We start from the raw sequence: 18,097 nt of genomic DNA on the forward strand, positions 1-18,097 counted from the left end.
ACACAGCTCCCCGACAGGAACTGCGCGGCGGCGGCTCGGTGCGACAGGTACCGGTCCGGCGGTCCCCGGCGTGAGCCGACGGATCGGCAGCGCGGTCGAACCCCCAGCTGGAGGCATTTCGTGACAGCCGTCGCCCCTCGTCCCACGGTGGCACGTGCCTACCCGGTGCTACGCCCGGCCCGGGGGTCGAAGTTCCTCAAGTTCTTCCAGACGACGGACCCCAAGGTCCTCGGCGTCATGTACATCGCGACGGCGTTCACGTTCTTCATGATCGGCGGCGTGATGGCGCTGATCATGCGCGCCGAACTGGCCAGGCCGGGCATGCAGTTCCTCTCGCCCGAGCAGTACAACCAGCTGTTCACCATGCACGGCACGATCATGCTGCTGTTCTACGCGACCCCGATCGTCTTCGGCTTCGCCAACTTCGTGCTGCCTCTGCAGATCGGCGCTCCCGACGTCGCGTTCCCCCGACTGAATGCCTTCTCGTACTGGCTGTTCCTGTTCGGCGGCATCATCGCGATGATGGGCTTCCTCACCCCCGGTGGTGCGGCAGCGTTCGGCTGGACCGCCTATCCGCCGCTGTCCGGCATCCAGAACTCACCGCAGGTCGGCGGCGATCTGTGGATCATGGGCCTGGCCGTGTCCGGGCTCGGCACCATCCTGGGTGCCGTCAACATGATCACCACCGTCATCTGCCTGCGCTGTCCCGGCATGACGATGTGGCGGCTGCCGATCTTCACCTGGAACATCCTGGTGACGTCGATCCTGGTGCTCATCGCCTTTCCGATCCTCACCGCCGGCCTGTTGGGTCTCGCGGCGGACAGACACTTCGGGGCGCACGTCTTCGATCCGGCCAACGGCGGAGCCATCCTGTGGCAACACCTGTTCTGGTTCTTCGGACATCCCGAGGTCTACATCATCGCGTTGCCGTTCTTCGGGATCGTCTCCGAGGTGTTCCCGGTGTTCGCCAGGAAGCCGATCTTCGGCTACCGCGGGCTGGTCTACGCGACGCTGTCCATCGCCGCCCTGTCCGTCGCGGTGTGGGCGCACCACATGTTCGCCACCGGTGCGGTGCTGCTGCCGTTCTTCAGCTTCATGACGTTCCTGATCGCGGTGCCGACCGGCCTCAAGTTCATCAACTGGATCGGCACGCTCTGGCGCGGCCAACTGTCGTTCGAAACACCCATGCTCTGGGCGTGCGGCTTCCTGGTGACGTTCCTGTTCGGCGGCCTGACCGGCGTCATCCTGGCCGCTCCGTCGCTGGACTTCCACGTCTCCGACTCGTACTTCGTCGTCGCGCACTTCCACTACGTGCTGTTCGGCACCATCGTGTTCGCGACATTCTCGGGTATCTATTTCTGGTTCCCGAAGATGACCGGCAGGTTCCTGGACGAGCGGCTGGGCAAGCTGCACTTCTGGACGACGTTCGTCGGGTTCCACCTGACGTTCCTCGTGCAGCACTGGCTGGGCAACATGGGCATGCCGCGTCGGTACGCGGACTACCAACCGACCGACGGTTTCACCACGCTCAACATGATCTCCTCGATCGGCGCGTTCATCCTCGGGTTCTCGACGTTGCCCTTCATCTGGAACGTCATCAAGTCATGGCGGCACGGCGAGATCACCACGGCGGACGATCCGTGGGGCTACGGCAACTCCCTGGAGTGGGCGACCAGCTCCCCGCCGCCGCGGCACAACTTCACCTCGCTGCCCCGTATCCGGTCCGAGCGTCCCGCCTTCGAGCTGCACCATCCGCACATGATGGAGCGGATGCGGACCGAGGCGCACCCGCACCGCAACTGGAAGGCGCTCAACGACCTCGAGTCGAGCGACCACCTGAAGATTCCGGAACAACCGAAGTCCGGCTGATTCGGATCCGCGGCAGAACATCGCACGTCGATGTGCTGTCGCGGTCTCGTTGCCGGTCGGATGCCTGCGACCCTCCCCGAACAGGACTGCCTGCCCCATGACAGCCGTGCTCATCACCGTCACCGGACCGGACAAGCCGGGCGTCACGGGCGCGCTGTTCGCGGTTCTGTCCCAGCGTCCGGTGGAGCTGCTGGACGTCGAGCAGGTGGTGATCCGTGGCTGGTTGACCCTCGGGGTCCAGCTGTCGGTGGCCGACGCAGACGCACGTGAGCTCACCGAACAGGTCGAGGACACGATGGACGAGATCGGCATGCAGGTACGCGTCCGGCGGTCCCAGGAGACTCCCGAACCCGGCGGTCGGGTGCCGGCGACCCACACGGTGCTGGTGATGGGACGACCGCTGCAGGCGTCGGCCATCGGCGAGCTGGCCCGACGCTTCGGCGAGCTCGGCGTCAACATCGACACCATCACGCGGGTCGCCGACTATCCGGTGACCGGCCTGGAACTCAGCGTCAGCGCGCCGGCCGACTCGGACCTACGGGCTGCGGTCGCCTCGGTCGGTCGGGACGTCGGCGCAGACATCGCCGTGCAGGCCAGTGGCCTGGAGCGGCGCTCGAAACGGCTCATCGTCTTCGACGTCGACTCCACCCTGATCACCGGCGAGGTGATCGAGATGCTCGCCGAGCACACCGGTGCCCGCGGCGAGGTGGAGGCGATCACCGCGGCGGCGATGCGCGGCGAACTGGACTTCGCCGCATCGTTGCGGGCCAGGGTGGCGATGCTGGCCGGGCTGCCGGAATCGGTGCTGGCCGAGGTCGCGGCGTCGCTGGAGCTCACCCCCGGAGCCCGCACCACGATCCGCACGCTCAAGCGACTGGGATACCGCTGTGGGATCGTTTCCGGTGGATTCACCCAGGTCGCCGGAGGGCTGGTGGACGAGCTGGGGCTGGACTTCATCGCCGCCAACACCCTCGAGGTGGTGGGCGGCCGGCTCACCGGTCAGCTGGTCGGGGAGATCGTCGACCGGGCCGGCAAGGCCGTGGCCCTGCGCCGGTTCGCCGAGGAGTTCGGCATCCCGCTGGACCAGACGGTCGCGGTGGGGGACGGGGCGAACGACATCGACATGCTCTCCACCGCGGGCCTGGGGATCGCCTTCAACGCCAAGCCTGTCGTCGCCGAGCATGCGGACACCGCGGTCAACCAACCGTTCCTGGACCCGGTGTTGTTCATCCTCGGGATCAGCCGGGCCGACATCGAGGCGGCCGACACTGCCGATGGGACGATGGCAGCGCGGATCCCGCTCGGCTGACGCGGGTCCGGTGGACGGGTGGTCCGACGGGCCTTCTTGACCGATATAGTGGATCTCGACTCACTGCGCTCGCTCGATCACCGCAAGACCGCTGCGTGCGCTCGATCACCGCAAGACCGTTGTGTTCGTTCGATCACCGTAAGACCGCTGTACGTTCGATCACCGTAAGACCGCTGCGTTCGCTCGATCACCGTGAGGGCGCGTTCGCGCGATCGTCGTCGAAGCAGACGGTTCGCTCGATCACCGCACAAGCACCACCGTGAGGGGATGTTCATGACCACCACCCGGACCGCACCGTCCACCGACCCCGGCGTGCGTCGCTGGACCCTCGGCGTGTTCGCCATCTTCTTCGTGTGCGGGATCACCGTTGCCAGCTGGATGGCCAGGCTGCCCAGGGTGCGCGACCTGTTGGGAGCGACCACGCTGCAGATGGGGTTGCTGATCGGCGGGCTGTCCATCGGCTCCATCGCCGGCCTGCTGCTGTCCAGCCACGTGATCGCGGCGCTCGGCGCCCGGCGGACGATGGCGACCGGTGGCACGGTGATGCTGCTCGGCATGCTGGTCGCCGGTCTCGGGACACTGGTGCCCGCCTACTGGCTGATCCTGTTGGGACTCATCGTCTTCGGGGTCGGCATGAGCAGCAGCGACGTGGCGATGAACCTCTCCGGAGCGGCGAACGAGCGTCGTGCCGGCCGGACGATCATGCCGTTGTTCCATGCGTTCTTCTCCTTCGGGACCATGGCAGGCGCCGGCATCGGCGCGCTGATGGAACGCATCCATCTGCCGGTCGCGTGGCATCTGGGATTGATCGTGCTGGTCGGGTTCGGCGCGCTGGTGTGGGCGCTGCCGAGGATCCTGGACGAGCGGGGCACGCTGGATGCGACCGAGGGTGCCGAGCCGGAGCAGGGCTGGCGTGAGCGGCTGTCGGTGTGGAAGCAGCCCACCACCCTGCTGATCGGGCTGATCGTGCTCGGGATGGCATTCGCCGAGGGCAGCGCCGGCGACTGGCTGGCGCTGGCGATGGTCGACGAGCGCGGGACCACCAACGCCACCGGCGCCGTGGTGTTCGGCATCTTCGTGACGGCGATGACCGTCGGCCGGATCGCCGGGGTCAAGGTCCTGGATCGGTTCGGCCGGGTCCCGGTGCTCCGGGTCTCGGCCCTGATGGGCGTCATCGGACTCAGCATGGTGATCTTCATCGACAGCGTCCCGGTCGCGATCGTCGGTACCATGCTCTGGGGACTCGGCGCCTCGCTCGGCTTCCCGGTCGGCATGTCGGCGGCCGCGGACGATCCGCGACAGGCCGCGGCCAGGGTGAGCGCCGTTGCCACCATCGGCTACCTCGCCTTCCTGGTCGGGCCGCCCGGGATCGGGCTGCTCGGCGAACACGTCGGGCTGCTCGGTGCGCTCGTGCTCGTGCTCGTGCTGATCGCTGTTGCCGCAGTGGTCGCACCCGCCGCACGGGAGCGGACCGCCCTCGATGCCGCCCCGGATCCCACGGACTCGCCGGTCATGCCGGTGCAGCGGCCGTGACGCCACCCGCCGAGCCGACTGCTGAGGCTCTGCGGCCGGTCGCCGCGCGGTACGCGGCGTGGTGGGGGATGTCGGAGCAGGAAGTTCTCGTCGACCGCGACGAGGCCGCTCACGACATCAGGGCCCTCCAGCTGGTCCTGCGCTTGGAACGCGACGCAACCGTGAGCCGGCACCGGGCTCTCGAGTTGGCGGCCGCCGGTGCCGCCCTGCTCTGTCTGGACGAGCGCAGCGAACCCGGCGGTGAGTGGTTCGAACCGGTCCGGCAGTACTGCGTCGCCCACATCCGCAAGGTCACCCGTCGAGCCCGCGGCGCGCAGTGGGAGGCGACCGCCGCGTTGCCAGGGCTGACGCTGTCGGACCAGGGAGCGGAGGATGCGGGCTGCGTGACCGAGGTGCGGGTACTGCTGCCCGGACCGGCCTCCGAGCTCGACAAGCGGGTCTCGAAGTTGCAGGTCGGAGGAACGGATCTGCCGTGGGATCCACCTCCTGCCCGGTCCGGGAACGAGCCTGTCCTGCGGCTGTGGGTGCCCGAGCAACCGCCGATGACCGCCGGCAAACAGATGGCGCAGACGGGCCACGCCGGCATGATCGAGGCCGCGCTGATGGCCGCGGACGATGACGCAACGCTCGCCGACTGGGCGGCAGCCGGGTGCCCCAGCGCGGTGACGTCGGCGACTCCCGCCGAGTGGGCGACACTGTCTGCGGCACTGGACGACCCGGCCGCGGCGTGGCGCACGGAGCGGCTGCTGGGAGTGCGGGATGCCGGGTTCACCGAGATCCCGGCCGGTACCGTCACCGTGATCGCCCGCGCCCCGCGCTGATCGTTCCTTTCCCGATGGTCCTGCTGGGCGGGCACCGCGGTCGCGGTCGTCGTGCGATCCCTGGCACCATCGCTGGTGTGAGCGAACCGCACCCCAGCGTCCAGGAGTCCCTGTCCTTCCCTCGTCAGTACGCCAGGACCCGGAGGTTCACCCTCGGTGAGCCGCGGACGATCAGTGTGACCGCCGACGGCTCGAGCGTGCTGTTCGTCCGCACCGACGGGCCCTACGACGGCCTCGGCAAGCTGCACCGGTTCGACGTGGCCGCCCGGACCGAGAGCGTGCTGGTGGATCCCGCCCAGCTGGCCGACGGTCCGGAGGAGCTCTCCGCGGAGGAACGCGCCCGTCGCGAACGATCCCGGGAGACCGGCGGCGGCATCACCGCGTACACGGTCGACGAGCTCGGGGCCCAGGTGGTGTTCGGACTGTCCGGGGCGATCTGGGCGTGCGACCTGGCCACCGGGATCACGCGGGAGCTGCCGCGACCGGAGCAGGTCGGCGCGGCGATCGATCCCAGGATCGACCCCACCGGACGGTTCGTCGCCTACGCGGCCGGCGGTGCGCTGCGCGTCGTCGGCGTCGACGGCGCCGGCGACCGCGCGCTGGCCGAGCCCGACGGCGAACATCCAGAGGACACCGTCTGGGGTCAGGCAGAGTTCGTGGCCGCCGAGGAGATGGACCGCAGCCGCGGATTCTGGTGGGCGCCGGACGGCACCGGCCTGCTGGTGGAACGGTACGACGAGTCGCCGGTCCCCGTCTGGCAACTGGCCGACCCAGCAGATCCCGCGGCGGCGCCGCGTCCGCACCGCTACCCGGTGGCCGGCAGCGACGACGCGCTGGTCACCCTCTGGTATCTGGGGCTGGACGGCGAGAAGTGGGAGATCCCCTGGGACACAACGCTTCTGCCGTACCTCACCACGGTGTCCTGGGCGTCTGCGGGTGCAGTGCTGCAGGTGATGAGCCGCGACCAACGCAGCGCCAGGATCCTGGCGGTGGACCTCCCCTCCCGCACCGTCCGGGTAGTGGCCGAACCGGCGGACGGCCGGTGGATCGAGCTGGTGGGCGGAGTGCCGACCGCCACTGCCCGCGGACTACTGACGGTGAGCGACGACGCGGAGACCGACACCCGCACCCTTGCGCTGGACGGCGTCGGTTTCGGCCCCGCGGGGATACAGGTGCGTGCGGTGCTCGACGTCGCGGACAGCGGCGTGCTGGTCGCAGCGAGCGGCGCCGATCCGTCGGCGGTCGAGGTGCTGGAGATCGGGTGGGACGGCAGCGTCACGGCCTTCTCCGAAGGCACTGCGGCGTCAGGTGTTCGGGGCGGGAACACCGTGGTGGTGGCCGGCGGATCGTTGGAGGCCGACGGGGTGACCGCCACCGTGCTGGACGACGGTGTGCAGGTCGGTGCCCTGGCGCGTCGAGGGGCGAGTGTCGACGTCCTGCCGAACCCGCACTGGCTGCGGACCGGCGAGCGGGAGATCGTCACCGCAGTGCTGTTCCCGACCGGTCACCAGGCCGGATCGGAACCGCTGCCGGTGCTGATGGCGCCCTACGGCGGCCCACACGGTCAGCTCGCGGTCCGCTCGCGCCGCGGGTTCCTGCAGGCGCAGTACCTGGCCGATCAGGGGTTCTGTGTGGTGGTGGCGGACGGTCGGGGGACTCCCGGTCGCGGGCCTCGCTGGGAGAAGGCGGTGCGGGACGAGTTCGCTGCCGTCACGCTGCAGGACCAGGTCGATGCCCTGGACGGGGTGATCGAGCATTTCCCGGACGACGTCGACCCGGCCCGGGTGGGGATCCTCGGATGGTCGTACGGCGGGTACCTGTCGGCGCTGGCGGTGCTGAAGCGACCGGACCGGTTCCGGGCGGCGGTCGCCGGTGCGCCGGTCACCGACTGGGAGCTCTACGACACCTTCTACACGGAGCGCTACCTGGGACACCCGGCGCAGCAACCGGAGGTCTACCGGCGGAACTCCCTGCTGGAGTTGGCCTCCCGGCCGCCGGCAGCGGGGGAGCGACCCCCCGCGCTGCTGATCCTGCACGGCATGGTGGACGACAACGTCGTGGTGGCGCACACGCTTCGGCTCTCCAGCGCGCTGCTCGCCGCCGGCCGCCCGCATGCGGTGTTGCCGCTGACCGGCGTGACCCACATGACGCCGCAGGAGATCGTCGCGGAGAACCTGCTGCGGCTGCAGATCGACTTCCTGCGGCGCGAGCTGGCGCGCTGACGCGGATCGCGGTCAGGCGCGGACCGCGTCGCCCACCAGGGTGACGCCGGCCGTCCGCATCCGCTCGATCGCGGCGTCGGTGTCGCCGTTCTCGAGTTCCACGAATCGGGTCAGCACCAGCGGGACCGTCACCGAGTAGCCGAGCCGGACGCCGTCGACGGCGGTCGCCGCCACACACCAGTCGCCGGCCAGTCCGACGACCACGACGTCCATGATGCCGTTCTCGTCCAGCATCACCGACAGCTCGGTGCCCCTGGTCTGCTGGGTATCGAGATCGATCACTGAGAACGCCGAGTAGCCGTCCTCGGAGCCGGACCCCTTGCGCACCAGCGTTTCCGGATGATCGGTCGGTTCGGTGCCATCTGGGAGCAGGCCTCCTACCAGCTCGGCGCCCCGAGTGTCGTGGACGCAGTGCACCGGCCAGATCCCGCCGTCCTGCTCGAAGTGTGGGGTGTGCTCGGGATGCCAGTCCTGGGTGAAGACGACGAGCGCGCCGGCCTCCTGGGCGGCGGCGATCTCCTGGGCGATCGGCGCTGCAAGTTCGGCACCGCCGCGGACGTACAGCGATCCGGACGGGTCGGCGAAATCGCGCTGCAGGTCGACGACGATCAGGGCGGTGGACGGCTGGTACTGATCGGTCACCTCAAGGCCTTCCGGGTCGGTGGCGGGTACGCACGGCTGTCGTCAGCTCGACAGCAGCAGGGTCGTCGGGATGGCCGGCTCGCCGATCGAGAGCTTCAGGCCCTCCCACGGCAGGCTGACCCGACGGGCGAGCAGATCGGCGCGGGACGCGGCCAGCTCGGGCAGCCCCGGCACCCGTTCGCCGCCCCTGACCAGCGGAACGGGGAGCACGCGATCGTGGTCGCCCAGTTCCTGGGCGTCGACCGCGAGGTGGACGACCTCCTCGGTCGCGGTGCCGGTGGAGCGATGCCGTCGGAACGCCGACTTGCGCCCGCCGTGCGATGCCTTGTTCTCGCTGCGCTTCTCCACCGGGCGCCCGTCGACCTCGACCAGCTTGTAGACCATCCCGGCGGTGGGCGCACCGGAGCCGGTCACGAGGGACGTCCCCACCCCGTAGGTGTCCACCGGTTCGGCCCGGAGCGCCGCGATGGCGTACTCGTCGAGATCCCCGGACAGCACGATCCTGGTCTGCGTTGCGCCGAGCGCATCGAGCTGGTCGCGGGCTGCGCGCGCCAGCACGCCGAGATCGCCGGAGTCGATGCGGACGGCGCCCAACGAGGTGCCGGCCACCTCGATGGCTGTCTCGATCCCGCGGGTGATGTCGTAGGTGTCGACCAACAACGTGGTGCCGACACCCAGCGCGGCCACCTGCGAGGCGAACGCCTGGGCCTCGGTGTCGTGCAGGAGGGTGAAGGCGTGCGCAGCCGTACCGCCGGTGGGGATGCCGTGTCGGCGGCCGGCTTCCAGGTTGGAGCTGGCGTGGAACCCGGCAAGGTAGGCAGCCCGGGCGGCAGCCACCGCCGATTCCTCGTGCGTACGACGGGATCCCATCTCGATGAGCGTGCGGTCGCCTGCGGCGGAGGACATCCGGGCGGCCGCCGAGGCGATCGCGCTGTCGTGGTTGAGGATCGACAGGGCCAACGTCTCCAGGATCACTGCGGACGCGAACGACCCGGTGACGCTGAGGATCGGACTGGCCGGGAAGTAGAACTCGCCCTCGGGGTAGCCGTCGATGTCGCCGTCGAAGGAGTAGTCGGCCAGGAACTGCACCGTCGCCTCGTCCAGGATCGGCACCAGTCGCTCGAGTTCGATGTCGTTGAACCGGAAGTGCTCGATCGCGTCGAGCAACCGTCCGGTGCCGGCGACGATCCCGTACCGGCGGCCCTGGGGGAGCCGCCGGGCGAACACCTCGAAGGTGCAGTGCCTCGTCGCGGTGCCGTCGGCGATCGCCGCCTGCAGCATCGTCAGCTCGTAGTGATCGGTGAACAACGCCGTCGAGCCGGAGGATCCCGGGAACTGAGTCATCCGTTCACGATAGGGGGCCGCCAGATCAGGCCGAGGACTGCGGTCACTGACGACAGACTGGAATGCGCCGAGCCGGTCCAGGTCCCGCTGACGGCAACCGGTTCAGGCCACCTCTCAGCCGCATTCCAGAGTGTCGCCGAAACGCCCGAATCGGGCACCGGACGACAGACTGGAATGCGCCGAGCTGGATCGGGCCCCGCTGACGGCAACTGGTGCAGGCCACCCCCAGCCGCATTCCGGATTGTCGCCGAAACGCCCGAATCGGGCACCGGACGACAGACTGGAATGCGCCGAGCTGGATCGGGTCCCGCTGGCGGCCACCCGAGCTCATGAGAGACTGGACGGGTGTCCAGCGCGAGCCCGATCCTCGAGCGCGACCAGCAAGAGGCGGTCGACGCCGACCATCCCTGGGTCACGATCGTGTGGAACGACCCGGTCAACCTGATGTCCTACGTGACCTTGGTCTTCATGCGCGACCTCGGTCATCCCCGAGCGGTCGCGGAGAAGCTGATGATGGACGTGCACACCGTCGGGCGTGCCTCCGTCTCCACCGGAACCCGCGAGAAGATGGAGACCACCGTGGCAACGCTGCAGGCCGCCGGCCTGTGGGCGACGATGCAACAGGACGTCTGACGCGTGCACCGGTTCAGGAAGAGGTTCGGTCGCCTCACCGGCCAGCTGAGCTCGGTGGAGGCGTCGGTGCTCGGCGATCTCGTCGACCAGGTGCGCTCACTGCTGGCCGAACGCCGCGCGGAGCACTCCGTCGATCCGCTGGCCGATCTGACCGGAATGGCCATGGGCACCGCAGAGGCACCCCAGGATGCCGCGGTCCGACGGCTGCTGCCCGATTTCCACGCCTCCGACGCCGAGCTGGCCGCGGGTCTCCGGCAGCTGCACGAGCCGGCGCTGATCGCCGCCAAGGACTCCGCGGCGGTGACGCTGCTGGATTCGCTCCCTCGCGGGGGCGGAACCGTTCGGCTGGACGAGCAACAGACGGTGGCCTGGATGACCGCGCTCAACGACGTGAGGCTGGCGATCGCCGAGCGGATCGGGCTGAACGACGACGAGGAACCCGCGGCGCTGGCTGACGGGGACGATGCGATCCACACGATGTGGAACACCTACCAGTGGCTCACCATGGTGCTCGACTCGCTGGTCGTCGCCTCGATGGAATGACCTGCGCCGCAGCGACTCCCGCGAATACACGTGGATGAGCACCGACCACCTGAACACCGACGAGCTCGACGAGGTGACCCGGTCCCTGCTTCACGACTGGGAGTTGAGCCCTCGCAGCCGCATCGCCCACGACGGGAGTGCGGTGGCGCTGCGGGTCCAACGCCGCGGGGTGACGGGTCAGGCCGGCGCCGCAGTGCTGCGGCACGCAGACCCATCGGCTGCTGCCCCCGACTCCACCGAGCACATCGTGCTGCGTCGCTGGGCCGGCGCCGGAGCTGTGCGGTTGCTCGCCGCCGACCCGGCCAGGGTCGCTGTGCTGGTGGAGGACCCCGTCCCCGGCACCGACCTGAGCTCGGTGGATCTGATCGAGGGCTGCGAGGTGCTCGGCGGGTTGCTCTGCAGGCTCGCGGTGCCGGCGCCCGCCCAGCTCCGGACCGTCGCGTCGCTGCTGGAACCGATGCAGGCAGAGCTGCACCGAGCCTCCGACGTGCTGCCGCGGCGACTCCTCGAGGAGGCGGTCGCCCACGCCCGTTCGTTGGCCGATGACGACACCCCGGACCGGGTGGTACCCACTGCGCTCGACTTCCGTACGGTGGTCGCAGCCCACCGTGAGCCGCACCTCGCCACCTCCGGCCTCGCTCTTGCCGGCGATCCGGCTTACGCAGTCGCCGCCGCAGTCTGGGACCGCGACGCAGAAGCGGCCAGGGCGTACCGGCTCCGGGCACACCTGCGACTGCGGATCGAGGTGATCTGCGACGTCGCCGGGCTCGACGCAGCGCGGGCTCGCGCCTTCACCGTGGTCCGCACCAGCGCCCGGATTGCCGCGGCCGCCGCCCGCGGAGCGGCGTCCACCGACGAGGTGACCACCGCGATCGGCATCGTCAAGGCGATGCAGGGCTGACGGTCCGGCGCCGCACCCTCGCAATCAGGGTCGAATCAGGGTGCGAAACGGTCGCCGACAGCCCTCTGCTCCGTACTCTGGGGTCATGACAGAGCCCACTGGCCCGTCCACCGCCGGCCGTGACGTCCCGGCGGACTACGGCATCCCGCAGCTCGCCGTCCCGAACATCCCCGGCATCACCGACGGCGGCCGCGGCACCTCGAACGCCCCGGCGAAGAAGCGGTCGCTCGCACCCGTCAAGCTGCGGCCCGCGCTCGTCACGATCGGGGTGCTGCTCGGGCTGATGATCGTGGTGCAGATCTTCAACTCGCTCGCCGCCGGCTGGCACCTCAACGACAAGTTCGGCATCATCCCGCGCTCCGTCGGCGGGCTGGACGGCATCCTGTTCGCTCCGCTGTTGCACGCCAACTGGGCGCACCTGTTGGGCAACGCCGTTCCGCTGGTCATCTTCGGTCTGCTGCTGTTCGCCGGCGGGGTGCGGCAGTTCGTCGTCGTCACGGTGCTGGTCTGGCTGGTCTCCGGGATCGGTGTCTGGGTCATCGGGGCGACGAACTCGCTGACGATCGGCGCCTCCGGGGTCGTCTTCGGCTGGCTCGCGTACCTGGTGGCCCGCGGCATCTTCACCCGCAACATCGGTCAGATCCTGGTCGGTCTGGTGCTGCTGGTGCTCTGGGGCGGCACGCTGTGGAGCGGCATCATCGGCGCCGGCGTCAAGGACTTCCTGGGCTACTCCGGGATCTCCTGGCAGGCACACCTGTTCGGGGCGATCGGCGGCGTGCTCGCCGCCTTCCTGGTGGCCAGGGCGGACGGCCCGCGCCGCGCCGCCGTCAGCGCCTGAGTGGACGCCTCGCAGCGACCAGACCGGCGTGCGCCGATCGGCATCCTCGACTCCGGGGTGGGTGGCCTGACGGTGGTGCGTGCGGTGATGGATCTTTTGCCGCAGGAGAGCATCCGGTACGTCGGCGACACCGCGAACGCCCCCTACGGTCCGTTGCCGGACGAGCAGATCCGCCGGCTCACCGGCTCCGTGATCGAGTCGTTGGTGCTGGCGGGATGCAAGGCGATCGTGATCGCCTGCAACACCGCGGCTGCTGCCGGCGCCCACGCCCAGGCGGTGGCGCAGTATCGGGTTCCGGTGCTCGAGGTGATCACACCGGCCGCCCGCACCGCTGCCCGGGTCACCCGCTCGGGACGGATCGGGGTGATCGCCACCGTCGCCACCGTCGACTCCGGTGCCTATCCGCGTACGGTCGCCGCCCTCCCCGGCGGCGACGAGCTGCACGTCGTCCAGCAGGCCTGCCCCAGCTTCGTCGACTTCGTCGAGCGCGGGTTGACCAGCGGCCGGCAGGTCACCGGGCTTGCGCAGGCCTACCTCGACCCGTTGCAACGGGCGGAGATCGACACCCTGATCCTGGGCTGCACCCACTATCCGTTGCTCGTCGACGTCCTGCAGCAGGTGCTCGGGCCGCAGGTCACCCTGGTCTCCAGCGCGCTGGAGACGGCGATCGACCTCGCGGCAGCGTTGAGCGATCTCGACCTGCTGTCGCCGCCGGACGCCGTCCCGGAGCACGAGTTCCTGGCGACCGGCGCACCGGGACCGTTCACGGCACTGGCCCGCCGATTCCTCGGGTCCGACGTGGTGCCCATAGGCTCCCAGCCATGACGACCCAGCATCCAGCAGACACCGCGCCGATCGCCTCCCGCGCCGACGGCCGCGCCGACGACGAGTTGCGCCCGATCCGGTTCACCCGAGGATTCCAGCAGCACCCGGCCGGTTCGGTGTTGGTCGAGTTCGGCGGGACCAAGGTGCTCTGCGCCGCATCGGTCACCCAGGGGGTGCCGCGCTGGCGCAAGGGTTCCGGCCAGGGCTGGCTGACTGCCGAGTACGCGATGCTGCCGTCCGCCACCCACGACCGCAATGACCGCGAATCGGTGAAGGGCAGGGTCGGGGGCCGGACCCACGAGATCTCCCGGCTGATCGGCCGCTCACTGCGCGCCTGCGTCGATCTGTCGGCGCTGGGAGAGAACACCATCGCCCTCGACTGCGACGTGCTGCAGGCGGACGGCGGCACCCGCACTGCGGCGATCACCGGCGCGTATGTCGCGCTGGCCGATGCCGTCGAGTTCCTGCGAAGTCGCAACGCGTTGTCGGATCCGCGGCCGCTCTCCTGTCAGATCGCCGCCGTGAGCGTCGGCGTCGTCGGCGGGAAGGTGCGCCTCGATCTGCCGTACGAGGAGGATTCGCGCGCCGAGGTCGACATGAACATCGTTGCCACCGAGACCGGCACGCTCGTCGAGGTCCAGGGCACCGCCGAGAACGCGACCTTCTCCCGCCGCACCCTGGATGCGATGCTGGACTCGGCGCTGGCGGGGATCGATCGCCTGACGCGCTGGCAGACGCGGGCGCTGGCCACCCCGGTCGGTGAGACCGTCGAGTTCGCCGGGCCGGACGCGCTCTGATGGGCCGCCGCCCGCGCCGGGTCGTGCTGGCCACTCGCAACACCAAGAAACTCGCTGAGCTGCAGCGCATCCTGGGCGACCGGGCCACCGTTGTCGGTCTCGCCGACGTCCCCGCGTTCCCGGAGGAGCCGGAGACCGGTGCGACGTTCGCCGAGAACGCCGTCGCCAAGGCCGAGCAGGCTGCGCGGGAGACCGGGGAGATGTCCCTCGCCGATGATTCCGGGCTCGCGGTCGACGCGCTGAGCGGGATGCCAGGGGTGCTCTCGGCTCGCTGGGCCGGCACCCACGGCGACGACGAGGCCAACAACGCACTGCTGCTCGCGCAGCTCCGGGACACACCCGACGAGCGCCGCGGCGCGGAGTTCGTGTGTGCGCTCGCGCTGGCCGTACCGGGCGGGTCGACCATCGTCGAGCTCGGTCGCTGGCGCGGGGTGATTCTGCGGGAACAGTTGGGCGACAACGGGTTCGGTTACGACCCGCTGTTCCGCCCGGACGATGCCGACGGCCGCAGCAGCGCGCAGCTCGCCGCCTCGGAGAAGGATGCACTGTCCCATCGCGGGCTGGCCACCGCTGCGATCCTGCCCGCGCTGCTGGAGCTGCTCAGCAGCTGACCTGCGCCACCCGCTCGCTGTGCAGGTCCCCGACGCGGCGGCCGGCGCACCACGTCACCGGTCCGCGGCCGCCTCGACCGCGGAGAACAGCAGCGACAGCCGATGTGATTGCGGGTGCAGCTGGGCGGTCGGCCAGACATCCGGCCCGCAGGCGCGGGAGCCCAGACCGTGCACTGCGGCGTCGATGGTCAGCCAGGTCGAGCTCGGCGTCGGCAGCTCGTGCGGGTGCGCTGCCGCAGTCAGCTCTTCGGCCGTCCACCGGCTGAGGGTGAATCCCGGCCTGCTCCCGCAGCCCCCCGGGAGCGCAGTGATCGTCAGGGTCGGCGTGTCGCCTGCGAGCAGCACGAGTTCACGCAATCCGGCGCGATGACCCGTCTCCTGCGGCCTGGCGTACTCGGTCGCCAGCTCCTGCAGGGTGGCGTCGAAGCGACCGACCCGAGTGGCACGGACGCTGTCCGGGTACCACTCGCCGGGCCCGAGGCCGAACCAGTGAGCCGCTGAGATCTCCGACGGCAACTGCCAGCTGACGCCGACCCGTGGCCAGGTGACCCGCCAGTCGGCCGACGGTTCGATGTTCAGGTCCAGTCGAGTGGCGCCGTCCTGCTTCGACCAGGTCGCGGTGGTCCTGACCCACTCAGCGCGGTCGGCGGCCGCCGACCGGCTGACGATCCGCAGCACTCCGTCCGCATGCTCGATGCTCTCGCACCGGTGGGTGATCCGGTCGAGACCGACTGCGCGCCAGCGGGTGGCGCTGGACGGGCCAGGCACTCCGAGCCCGAGCGGTCCCGGCGGGCCGAGTTCCAGGCTGCCGCGGTCATCGCCCTCGTCGTTGTCGGTGGGCGCACGCCAGAGCTCCAGCAGCGGTCCGCTGACCGGCAGCCCGCCCAGCGAGACCAGCTCCCCGGAGGTGAAGGTCGCGGTACCGATCACCAGACTCTGCGGAACGGCCGAGGTGAGCAGGCTTGCCGCAGCCTGCCGGGAGAGTGCGCTGCGGGCGGGTGAGAGGTCGAACTGCGCTCGCGCGACGACGTGCCCGGCCTCGGCCCAGGCACTTTCCGCAGCGGTGGCCGCTTCGACGGACAACCAGGTCTCGCCGGCATCGCCGACGAGCAACGCCTCTGCCGGCAGGTCGACCGAACCGTCGACCCCGGCCTCGACGAGCAGCGTGAGCTCACCGACGGCGTCCTGCCCCGCGCGTCCGTCGACCTCCCGCCGCCACCGCAGCGTCAGATCGCCGGTGTCCGCGGTGTGTCTGAGATTCCGGACGGTCAGCCGGCCGGCGTCGAGCGAGAACTGCAGCGGCTGGACGACCGCGGCCCATTCGTGCAGACCGGGACTGGGGGTGTCGTCGCTGAGCACCAGACCGTCCATCACGAAGTTGCCGTCGTGGACCGGCTCGTCGAAGTCACCTCCGTACGCGTAGAACGGCGTCCCGTCGGCGGTGGTGGTCAGGATGCCGTGGTCGCGCCACTCCCAGACGAATCCGCCGTGCAGTCGGGGGAAACGGTGGACGAGATCCTCGTAGTCGTCGATGGCTCCCGGGCCGTTGCCCATCGCATGGACGTACTCGCACAGCAGGAACGGCTTGCTCCGCTGCCGGACGGCCTGCGCAGCGTTGCACCCCATCAGCGGGGTCGCCGCAGCCGGGTCGTCACCGCCGATCGACTGCACCTCGAGCACGGTGGCGTACATCCGCGAATAGATGTCGGTGTACTCGCCGGTGTAGTCACCCTCGTAGTGCACCGGGCGCGACGGATCGCGATCGTGGACCCAGGCAGCCATCGCGGCCAGGTTCGACCCTGTTCCGGCCTCGTTGCCCAACGACCAGATGGCGATGCTCGGGTGGTTCTTGTCGCGCTCGACGGTACGTCGGATCCGGTCGAGCAGGGCAGCGCGCCACTGCGGGTCATCGCTCGGGTTGCCGATCCATCCCGGCCGGACGTCCGCGGACGTCTCCGCACCGATGTGCTCGAATCCGTGGGTCTCGTAGTCGCACTCCAGCACGACCCACAGTCCGAGCTCGTCGGCGAGATCCAGCAGCCGGGGATGCGGCGGGTAGTGGCTGGTCCGGATGGCGTTCACGTTGTGCCGCTTCATCTGAGCCAGATCCTGCCTGGCCCACACCTCGTCGAACACCCGGCCACGCTCCGGGTGCGTCTCGTGCCGGTTGACGCCGTGGAACACCAGCCGGCGACCGTTCGCGAGCAACTGGTCACCGACGATCTCCACGGTCCGGAAGCCCAGCTGGAGCGAGATCGTCTCGGCCGCGTTGGACACCGTCGCCGCGTAGCGTCGCGGCACCTCGGCCGACCAGGGTCCGACGGCGGCGATCGGGATCGTCGTCACCGCAGCGGGTTCACCGAAGGTGACGTCCACTCCGAGCTCGGGGACCGACACCGTGACGGGGAATGCCGTTGCCGCAGCAGTGATCTCGGGATCGATGGTGCCGCTGCCGTCAGTCGCGTACGTGGTGCGGAGCCAGACGTCATCGATGCCCGAGGTCGGCCGCGCCAGGAGCGTGACGTCGCGGAAGATGCCGGGCATCCACCACTGGTCCTGGTCCTCCAGATAGCTCGCTGCAGACCACTGGTGCACCCGCACGGCGACCACATTGCTGTCGCCGCACCGGATCTGCTCCGTCACATCGAACTCGGTGGCCAGCCTGCTCCCGGTCGCGACACCGACCTCGGATCCGTTGACCCACACCCGGATCATCGATTCGGCGCCGTCGAACCGCAGCACGATCCGACCGGCGTCCGCCCACTCCTGCGGCACGTCGATCGACCGCCGGTGATCACCGGTCGGGTTGGCGTCGGGGACGAACGGCGGATCAATCGGGAAGGGGTACTGCACGTTGGTGTACCAGGGCCGGCCGTAGCTGCCCTCGCCGTGCAGCACCCAGTGCGAGGGCACCGGAAGTGAGTCCCAGTCGCTGTCGTCGAAGCCCGGAGCCGCGAACGCGCCGTCCGTCGCGCCGTCCGTCGAGCTGTCCGCCGGCGAGACAGCGGGATGGTCCGTCCCCGCGGCGGTGGGCGACAACCGGAACGCCCAGTCACCGTTCAAGGACAGTCGAGGGGCGTCCGAGGACAACCAGGATCGCGGCGGCAACTGCCGCCCGTGGCCGGGGGTGGGATCAGTGAGGTAGCCGGGGCTCTGGAACACCTCCAGAGGATGCCACGACCGCGTGCGGCCTCACTCCCGCACCCCGG

15 protein-coding genes are annotated in these 18,097 nt (G+C 69.9%); 12 read left to right on the plus strand and 3 right to left on the minus strand.

The annotated features are described in order from the left end of the window. The first annotated feature begins 120 nt into the window (after window positions 1–120). The 5 genes from ctaD to ABLG96_RS08595 all read left to right on the plus strand — a co-directional run bounded on the left by ctaD (window position 121) and on the right by ABLG96_RS08595 (window position 7,754). The gene (gene ctaD, locus ABLG96_RS08575) at window positions 121–1,869 is read left to right on the plus strand and encodes a cytochrome c oxidase subunit I (RefSeq protein WP_353650931.1); all 1,749 of its coding nucleotides are present in this window, start codon (window positions 121–123) and stop codon (window positions 1,867–1,869) included. A gap of 97 nt (window positions 1,870–1,966) precedes the next feature. After that, window positions 1,967–3,178 (plus strand): phosphoserine phosphatase SerB, encoded by a 1,212-nt coding sequence (serB, locus tag ABLG96_RS08580; protein ID WP_353650932.1) that lies wholly within the window; start codon window positions 1,967–1,969, stop codon window positions 3,176–3,178. Window positions 3,179–3,451: 273 nt separating this feature from the next. Next, the gene (locus tag ABLG96_RS08585; protein WP_353650933.1) at window positions 3,452–4,711 is read left to right on the plus strand and encodes an MFS transporter; all 1,260 of its coding nucleotides are present in this window, start codon (window positions 3,452–3,454) and stop codon (window positions 4,709–4,711) included. Continuing rightward, on the plus strand, window positions 4,708–5,532 hold the full coding sequence (locus tag ABLG96_RS08590) for a peptidyl-tRNA hydrolase (protein ID WP_353650934.1): 825 nt from the start codon (window positions 4,708–4,710) through the stop codon (window positions 5,530–5,532). The genes ABLG96_RS08585 and ABLG96_RS08590 overlap by 4 nt, the downstream gene beginning before the upstream one ends. Window positions 5,533–5,609: 77 nt before the next feature. Continuing rightward, the gene (locus ABLG96_RS08595; RefSeq protein ID WP_353650935.1) at window positions 5,610–7,754 is read left to right on the plus strand and encodes an alpha/beta fold hydrolase; all 2,145 of its coding nucleotides are present in this window, start codon (window positions 5,610–5,612) and stop codon (window positions 7,752–7,754) included. 12 nt (window positions 7,755–7,766) lie between these two features. Here the strand turns inward: ABLG96_RS08595 and ABLG96_RS08600 are convergent, their stop codons facing one another. Continuing rightward, the gene (locus ABLG96_RS08600; protein WP_353650936.1) at window positions 7,767–8,396 is read right to left on the minus strand and encodes an isochorismatase family protein; all 630 of its coding nucleotides are present in this window, start codon (window positions 8,394–8,396) and stop codon (window positions 7,767–7,769) included. Between the two features lie 42 nt (window positions 8,397–8,438). Next, window positions 8,439–9,740: a nicotinate phosphoribosyltransferase gene (locus tag ABLG96_RS08605; RefSeq protein ID WP_353650937.1), complete on the minus strand. Its 1,302-nt coding sequence runs from the start codon at window positions 9,738–9,740 to the stop codon at window positions 8,439–8,441. Between the two features lie 345 nt (window positions 9,741–10,085). Between ABLG96_RS08605 and clpS the strand changes: the two genes are divergently transcribed. The 7 genes from clpS (at window position 10,086) to rdgB (ending at window position 14,888) form a co-directional block, all read left to right on the plus strand. Further along, the gene (clpS, locus tag ABLG96_RS08610; protein WP_353650938.1) at window positions 10,086–10,373 is read left to right on the plus strand and encodes an ATP-dependent Clp protease adapter ClpS; all 288 of its coding nucleotides are present in this window, start codon (window positions 10,086–10,088) and stop codon (window positions 10,371–10,373) included. A gap of 3 nt (window positions 10,374–10,376) precedes the next feature. Further along, window positions 10,377–10,916, plus strand: coding sequence for a DUF2017 domain-containing protein (locus ABLG96_RS08615; protein ID WP_353650939.1), 540 nt, complete (start codon window positions 10,377–10,379; stop codon window positions 10,914–10,916). 34 nt (window positions 10,917–10,950) lie between these two features. Next, a complete protein-coding gene (locus ABLG96_RS08620) occupies window positions 10,951–11,817 on the plus strand; it encodes an aminoglycoside phosphotransferase family protein (protein ID WP_353650940.1) in 867 nt (288 codons plus the stop codon). Window positions 11,818–11,902: 85 nt separating this feature from the next. Next, a complete protein-coding gene (locus ABLG96_RS08625) occupies window positions 11,903–12,655 on the plus strand; it encodes a rhomboid family intramembrane serine protease (protein ID WP_353650941.1) in 753 nt (250 codons plus the stop codon). Next, window positions 12,656–13,480: a glutamate racemase gene (gene murI / locus ABLG96_RS08630; RefSeq protein ID WP_353650942.1), complete on the plus strand. Its 825-nt coding sequence runs from the start codon at window positions 12,656–12,658 to the stop codon at window positions 13,478–13,480. A 29-nt stretch (window positions 13,481–13,509) separates the two neighbouring features. Then, on the plus strand, window positions 13,510–14,277 hold the full coding sequence (gene rph / locus ABLG96_RS08635) for a ribonuclease PH (protein WP_353651434.1): 768 nt from the start codon (window positions 13,510–13,512) through the stop codon (window positions 14,275–14,277). After that, entirely contained in the window at window positions 14,277–14,888 is a 612-nt protein-coding gene (gene rdgB / locus ABLG96_RS08640) for an RdgB/HAM1 family non-canonical purine NTP pyrophosphatase (RefSeq protein WP_353650943.1), read from the plus strand. The genes rph and rdgB overlap by 1 nt, the downstream gene beginning before the upstream one ends. 54 nt (window positions 14,889–14,942) lie before the next feature. On the opposite strand, the gene ABLG96_RS08645 is transcribed toward rdgB, so the two are convergent. Then, window positions 14,943–18,050, minus strand: coding sequence for a glycoside hydrolase family 2 TIM barrel-domain containing protein (locus tag ABLG96_RS08645; protein WP_353650944.1), 3,108 nt, complete (start codon window positions 18,048–18,050; stop codon window positions 14,943–14,945). Window positions 18,051–18,097: the final 47 nt, after the last annotated feature.

This window comes from Nakamurella sp. A5-74, from assembly GCF_040438885.1.
GTDB lineage: Bacteria > Actinomycetota > Actinomycetes > Mycobacteriales > Nakamurellaceae > Nakamurella.